This is a genomic window from Chamaesiphon sp., assembly GCF_041737865.1.
Taxonomy (GTDB): domain Bacteria; phylum Cyanobacteriota; class Cyanobacteriia; order Cyanobacteriales; family Chamaesiphonaceae; genus Chamaesiphon.
Window position 1 is genome coordinate 1 of record NZ_JBGSQZ010000244.1, and the last position, 6,883, is coordinate 6,883.

Here is a 6,883-nt window from a genome sequence, read left to right on the forward strand (position 1 = left end):
CCATCATTGAGCAAAGATGGCATCGATTGAAATAAACCCGATACAGATTCCTTACCAATTAGTGAAAAATTGGCAACGACGATATCAAATTTTTCAGCTAATTTACCAGCCGCGATATCTGCATAGGCAGCTAATTCAAAATTACCTAATCCTATCGTTCTCGCTCGGTCGATTAATGAGGGGATAATATCAGTACCAAGGACATTCAGCCCTTGAGCAGCTAAAGCTCTTGTCAGCCAACCTTCGCCACAACCCAGATCCAGCACTGTCTGACCACCACGACTAACGACAGCATCGACAATCGATCGATCTGTGATGAGTTTACGACTTTCGATTTGCTGTTCCTCAATTGCGACAATCCAAGGGGCAGCATTTTTGAACCAAGAATCGATAATTTTGCGATCGTTATCTAGATGTATTGTCATAATGAAGTCTATTTTATAAATAAGTAAGCCTACCTACTTAATGATTGCGATCGAACTATGGTGCTTTTACCTCACTTGATTTAGCAGCATCCGCACCAAGATTACCAAGTTTCGGACTCCACCATTGCCCCTCCTTTCCCCGAAAATAAGCAATATCCTTGTGTTTTGGCTTACTCCTAGCTGCTGTATCCGAACATCGCAACATCGACTTGGCTTGTCCATCCTTACTGTAGCTATATTCTTCCAGCGGCTTCTGGCAAACTGGACAAGGATGTTCGGTTAACTTTGCTGGCGATGAATGTTCTGCTCTAGCTTGTGGGAGCTGCCATTCATTAGTTCGCTCCGACCAAAACATTACTAATCCCTTACCTTCAGTATCTTTGCAACCATCCTCACACTTGAGAAAATAACCCTTCTTCACCTTCTTGCTTGGTACTTTAGACATTGGCTTGCTACAAGTCGGACATTTAGAGCGAGATTTCTCCAGCTTCTTACCCTGGAACGAGCCATAATCCTGTTCCGGTAGATTCTTAGTAGCCTTACTTAATGCTGGCGCGAAATAGCTCCGGTTCCATTCAATCAGGTAACTTTGCCATTCCTGCTGACCCTTGGAGATCGCATCGAGTTGAGTTTCCATCCCAGCCGTGAATTCCGATTGAATCAATTCTGGCAAAGCTTGCATCAGAAAATCATCAACTTGTAAACCCACAGTCGTCGGCTGTACCTTACTCTTAACCAGCTCGACATAATTACGCTGCTTGAGCGTGGCAATAGTCGGCGCATAAGTTGAAGGACGACCGATGCCCCGCCGTTCCATCAATTGAACGAGTTTTGGCTCAGAGTAACGTGGTGGTGGTTGAGTCTGCTTTTGCTCGTGAATGACGTTAGATACAGTGAGCGGTTGTTTGGGTTGCAAGCTAGGTAATACCGCATCACCGCTAATATCCTTCCAATATTTGGCATAGCCTGCAAATTCCAGCATTTGACCTCTAGCTTGCCATTGGATCTCGCCAGACTGGGTAACGATCGTGGTTTTGCGGATTTGAGCGGGTTTGCATTGAGAAGCGATCGATCTCATCCAAATCATCAGATACAGCGCGAATTCATCCTCTGAGAGCTGCTGTTTGAGTTCGCTGGAAGCTTTGGTGATATCCGTCGGTCTGACCGCTTCATGAGCTTCCTGAGCGTCCTTAGAACTGCGCTGTTTGGAGACTTTGGTGGGCACATTGTCTTTGTCATGACACAATAACCATTCCCGTGCAGCTTTACAAAAATCCTGACTGAGTTCGACAGAATCAGTCCGCATATAGGTAATTAAACCCGCTTCATACAGCTTTTGGGCGACTGACATCGTATGTTCGGGACTGAACTTCAACCTCGCTCCTGCGGCTTGTTGGAGCGATGAGGTGATAAATGGGGCGGGTGGCTTTTTGGGTGCGAGTTTACCTTCGATTGTGGAGACTTGATGGGGGTGAGACTTGCCGATCTCTACCAACCTGTCAGCTTCAGCCTGACTCAATACGCGAGTCGATTCGGCGACTTTTTCTGTCGCGCCAGCATCGTCGCTAGTTTCTTCGTCTGCTGCTGGCGAGATAGCCTGAGCTGTGCCGTTGTAGAAAGCGCGGAATCCTTCAGCGTAATCTACAAATACCGACCAATAATCTTGGGGTTTGAAAGCTTGAATTTCCCGCTCTCGTTGGCAGACTAAATGGAGAGTTGCCGACTGTACTCGCCCGACGCTTTTGGCACCGTTATTCAGTCGCCAAATTATGGGCGATCCTTTGTAGCCGACCAATTTATCCAGACAATCCCGACACCTACCTGCTTCTACTAGAGCCATATCGAGGGAGCGGGGAGAAGCAATTGCCTTTCTGACTGCGGATTCAGTAATTTCCTGATAAACAACCCGCTGGGGCTGTTTGAGTTTCAATACCTGGGCGATATGCCAGCCGATGACTTCGCCTTCGCGATCTGGATCTGAAGCAATAAATACTCGATCTGCTTGCTTGGCTGCGGCAATTAGTCCGGCGATTGTTTGTTTGGCTCTGTCGTCGCGAGGGATGTAACGACAATCGATAGTATCTACACCCAACTCGAATCCTAATGAACCGTCCCCGTCATTGGCAAGTTGGCGGATATGCCCAATTGAAGCTTTCACATCCCAATCAGAACCGAGGATGCTTTTAAGCTTCTTAATTTTGCCAACGGATTCGACGATGAGCAGATTTCGCATAAATTTAGACGATCGTTTTCCACCGCCTCGCCAGTTATACTCTAGACAAATTTTTCTCTTTTCTTTAATAGTATCGAATTGAAAACCGAAATATCAATCGCCAAGTCTTCCAGTTGGGATATAAAACATCATATGTGCGTGGGAAATGAAATAATCATTTCTCGATCACCTTCAAGATCGAACGTCCAGAACTCAAACTCCTTACTAATTCGATCGACAACCTGATATTGAGCGGTTGTTTTCATTGTAAAGTTAGCTGTTAGCGAAAAGCCTTTGCTATCTACATCTGTGCTCACTACGATACTTTTGAGATTGTTCGTTAACTCAGGTGCTGCCGATCTCAATTTATCCAGATTGCTGGCAGTTGGGGGCGTTGAAACCTCGATAGTTACTCGGACATTCATCTTAGCTCACTCCCATCTGTTTCATAGCTTTCCAGAGATTAATTCGACGTTTATGTACCAATTTCCACTGAGCCAAGAGAGTTTCATAATCCTGTGGGGATAATTCCTTCAACGCAACCATCCACTGAGCATGTTTTGTGTACTCAGCATTCTGGACTAACTCCGGTTTCGGCACAAATTGGTGAAGATTGACTTTCCAATAATTCATCACCAGCTCGAACAAATTATCTGGTGCAAATGCTTTGAGATACTCTCGTCTAGATTCATCACTTTGAGTAGAGAATCCTTTAGGGTGAATCACTACTAGATAGAATTGAGGATAGCTAGATTGTCCTTGATGATAGATCTCCGTCAAATCCTTAGTCAACAATCGCAATCGATCGTAATTCTCACCTAATTGAGTTTTATCGCTAGGTAGATTATCCAGCCATTGAGTTATTTGTGATTGAAACCAACTTACTCCTTTTTGGCGATCGTCAACACTTTCAATCAACCAACAAAGCCACCAGCTATCAACTTTTTGCCAGCTATAAGATTTCGTTCGACTCACGACATAATCTCGCCACGATGTAAATAAAGCTTGACGAGTAGATTCTGGGAGGGGGATTTCAATAAAAGCCGCAAACATGCTGACCCAATTAAACCATCGATCGATCCCTATTTGTTGAATCTCCAGTGCATTGGCTCGTTCGGTTTGATTTAATCCCTGTGCAGTTTGCTGATAGTAGCGCAGCAACGTATTAATATTTGCAGAATTGCTATCATAATATAAACCTGAAATAGCTACCAACATTGAAGTTTCCGGTGTCCAGGCTACATCACTGCGATTGGGTTTCAGTAAGGAACTGAGTGTTTCTTCGATCGAGATCAAACTTTCTGGATAATTCTGCTCGTTCAATAATTCCTCAATGATTGGCAAGCCATTTTGCCACTTTTGGGGAATGGTCGTTCGTAATTGTTTTAGATAGCGATCTGGTGCGTATTGCTCGATTAAATCCAAATAAAACTGTTGCCAACAAGAATGTATATCTGCTAATGTGTTCTTCCAGAGAGCTGTTTCTTTGTTTGCTGTTAATCCTGCTAAAATAGTTTGCCGATCTGGTTCAGGCAAATCAATGAGGAACGTAAAAACTGCATCACCATTTAATTGTACTTCCTGAAATTGTTGCTCGTATTCGCGAATACACACCGCAAAATCAAAAGCCTCTTGTCCTTGATGTCGAATATTCAGCCATTTCCCTGCTAATATACAACGAGTTAAATGCTGCTCTAAATACAATCCATCGGTAATTTCCATCCAATCTGGAATACCTGAAGCAACATCCGTTTCTGCATCCAAAAGTGCTGTAACAAAATCTGGTTCGGGATCGAACTCATGCTCAAATGCTGTTTGGATCAGCGGCTGCATCTTATTGGCAACACTCTCTAAATCTTCAATAAATGTAGTCGCATCAAAATAAGGTTCTTCCCAATCAGCTTCTCGAACGATATATTTCCCTTCCTCTTCCGAAGCTTCGGAAACAATCGTATCCCACTCTCGCCACAGCCTAGCCCAAATCTCAGCCTGTTTTGCCAGAGAAACTGTTTCTGCATCAGTAAATTGAGTTGATGCTTGAGGCGGTGACGGAGCAAGAATTTGTCTGACTGTTTGTTGAGTATCTGTCGGAAGTTGGGAGATAACTTGCTCTTGTAATTCAGGAGATAAAACTCCTAATATAGTATCAATTATTTGAGCAATTTCTAGCTGAGTTAAAGCCTTGAGTAACTGATTCGATTTGCTTGAATGATCTGAATTCTGTTTTGACATCTTGACTTTACCCTTGCCCCTTAATATTACTCAATGATATCAATCGATGTTTGCGTTACAAACTCCACGATCCAAATTCCCGCTCGATCGTAAAAATCAACACTAAATTCTACCTCACAACTCAATTGACGGCGAATTGAACAGCCAGTATCCCCCAACAACAAACCCAACCATAAATCTACCAAACTCAAACCCGACTGCTGCTGTAACTCCACTAACAACATCGAACCACATTCAGCCATTACCGCTCGAATCCGACTCGCCCATAACTCGATCTCTTCCCCGTGAGTATTCCCCATCACTGCTTGAATCATCGCGCAAGCCGCCACCTCATCCGCCTCCACCCCCAACTTAATCACCGACTGTCGCTCTGTTGGATAATCATGCTCCACTTCCAAATACAGATATTCATCTCGTAAAATAAAAGTAGAACGATACAGATGCGCCCACAACTCATTAGGTACAATTGGTTCCTTAACTGGTAAATAAGCCGCAGCAATCTCAGTTAAAATCGTCTCCGCTCGAACTCGATAAATCTCCGCAATTTCCCCAACCGCCCGTGCCCCATCAACCAGATTTAACCCATCTAAATGACCGCACAGCTCGATAAACCCGACTGTTGCTGGTTCGGTTTGAGCAACCGCCAAAATCTGCCACAAATCTAGTTCTAATTGTTGTGGCATTGAGGACAATCCAATATTGGACACTGAGATGGATGCATCTCCACCTTATTAGCAAACTTAGTAATTTCTACCCCCAACTCACCAGAACAAGCCTTCAAAATCTCCACCATCACCTCCACCACTTGAGCCGGAGACAAACCCAAACAGTGCATCGGCTGTACCATCAACACCTTCCCCTTATCGCTCTGCCATACCTCAGCCGCGATCGCATGTACTGGAGCATCCTGCCGTTCTCGATAGAAGATGATGCTAGCAGCGAACCCCGTGGGAATATTAACCGCAATCTCAACGATATTACTAGCACCCAATCGCTTTGCCTTGCGTTCTAGCGACAACTTACCGCGATTGCGGTGATAATGCCTTCTAGCAGGGCAAAGCTTACTGTCCCAGCAAGACTTTAACTTAGCGTCATCATTACCGACCTTGGAGCATTGAAAGCAATTGTGGGGAACTTTAGTGGGCACGATCTTACCAAACTTCAGAACGACTAATCTGGTTCATGTTCTGGTTCCGAATAATCGCATTCATTACAACTAACTGTATTTGTTTCGTCATGCCCGAAACTATTGCTGCCACAAACTGGGCAGCAAACTTCGAGTTGTTCTAGTAAATCTTTTCCTTCCATAATTTATTTATCTGTAAATTTAATTCCGATCTGAAATATTAATCCCTAATTATTAATTGAGCGTTAATACCATCAAATTCAATACAGCATTGGTTTAAAACATCTCTACCAATTAATACTCTATTTTCTAGGCTCTCACTTCTACAACCATAAACTCTAACTGCTTGAATACATTTCTCACCCAACCAGATATTTGTATAACAAGCATAGCCATCTACTCGACCCCCAGCAACTCCAGTAATTTCTACCGATGTATCAACTATCGATAACTCCAACTTAGAAATGATTTCTAATGGAGTTAATGTACAATCTGAGCCTGTATCCAAAAACGCCTCAATCTGGTATTCTCCTCCTTTATTCAGCCAATCAGGTGGTGCTACTCTAATATTAATAATTGGTGCTACAGGCAAACCATTACCTACATTTACATAATCGAATTTCTGCACCTACTCTTTCCCAACCGAGTGAAATACACCAGCTACTGATAAATGTGGCTCTTCCAACCAAACTTGTTTAATCAACAAATCTCGATAACCATATTGTTGATAAACCCGTTGTACTAATGTTTGTTCGCTAGAATCGTGGTCTAAAACTCGACCATCTTCAAAAGCGATAAATTCACCCAAGTATCGTTCGACAAGCTGCGGCTTGGCTGTTTCGTATAAAGCCTTTTGAATCTCAAAATATTTGAGTCGAGATGGTTCGA

General features: G+C 43.5%; 8 protein-coding genes and 1 pseudogene. All 9 read right to left on the reverse strand.

What is annotated here, in order from left to right; translation table 11 throughout:
• Positions 1-425, reverse strand: a 425-nt coding sequence (locus ACEW9J_RS18490; protein WP_373546570.1) for a class I SAM-dependent methyltransferase, incomplete at its 3' end; no start/stop codon positions are given.
• Positions 426-480: 55 nt separating this feature from the next.
• On the reverse strand, positions 481-2,658 hold the full coding sequence (topA, locus tag ACEW9J_RS18495) for a type I DNA topoisomerase (RefSeq protein ID WP_373546571.1): 2,178 nt from the start codon (positions 2,656-2,658) through the stop codon (positions 481-483).
• A gap of 128 nt (positions 2,659-2,786) precedes the next feature.
• Positions 2,787-3,062, reverse strand: a complete 276-nt coding sequence (locus ACEW9J_RS18500) for a hypothetical protein (RefSeq protein WP_373546572.1) — start codon at positions 3,060-3,062, stop codon at positions 2,787-2,789.
• A gap of 1 nt (position 3,063) precedes the next feature.
• Positions 3,064-4,869 carry a hypothetical protein gene (locus ACEW9J_RS18505; protein WP_373546573.1) on the reverse strand — a complete coding sequence of 602 codons (1,806 nt, stop codon included), beginning with the start codon at positions 4,867-4,869 and terminating at the stop codon, positions 3,064-3,066.
• 26 nt (positions 4,870-4,895) lie between these two features.
• On the reverse strand, positions 4,896-5,552 hold the full coding sequence (locus tag ACEW9J_RS18510) for a hypothetical protein (RefSeq protein ID WP_373546574.1): 657 nt from the start codon (positions 5,550-5,552) through the stop codon (positions 4,896-4,898).
• Positions 5,537-6,016, reverse strand: a complete 480-nt coding sequence (locus ACEW9J_RS18515; protein WP_373546575.1) for a hypothetical protein — start codon at positions 6,014-6,016, stop codon at positions 5,537-5,539. The genes ACEW9J_RS18510 and ACEW9J_RS18515 overlap by 16 nt, the downstream gene beginning before the upstream one ends.
• Positions 6,017-6,039: 23 nt before the next feature.
• Positions 6,040-6,177 (reverse strand): hypothetical protein, encoded by a 138-nt coding sequence (locus ACEW9J_RS18520; RefSeq protein ID WP_373546576.1) that lies wholly within the window; start codon positions 6,175-6,177, stop codon positions 6,040-6,042.
• 38 nt (positions 6,178-6,215) lie between these two features.
• Positions 6,216-6,623, reverse strand: coding sequence for a Retroviral aspartyl protease (locus ACEW9J_RS18525; protein WP_373546577.1), 408 nt, complete (start codon positions 6,621-6,623; stop codon positions 6,216-6,218).
• A pseudogene (locus tag ACEW9J_RS18530) lies at positions 6,624-6,883 on the reverse strand (hypothetical protein); the annotation flags it as partial.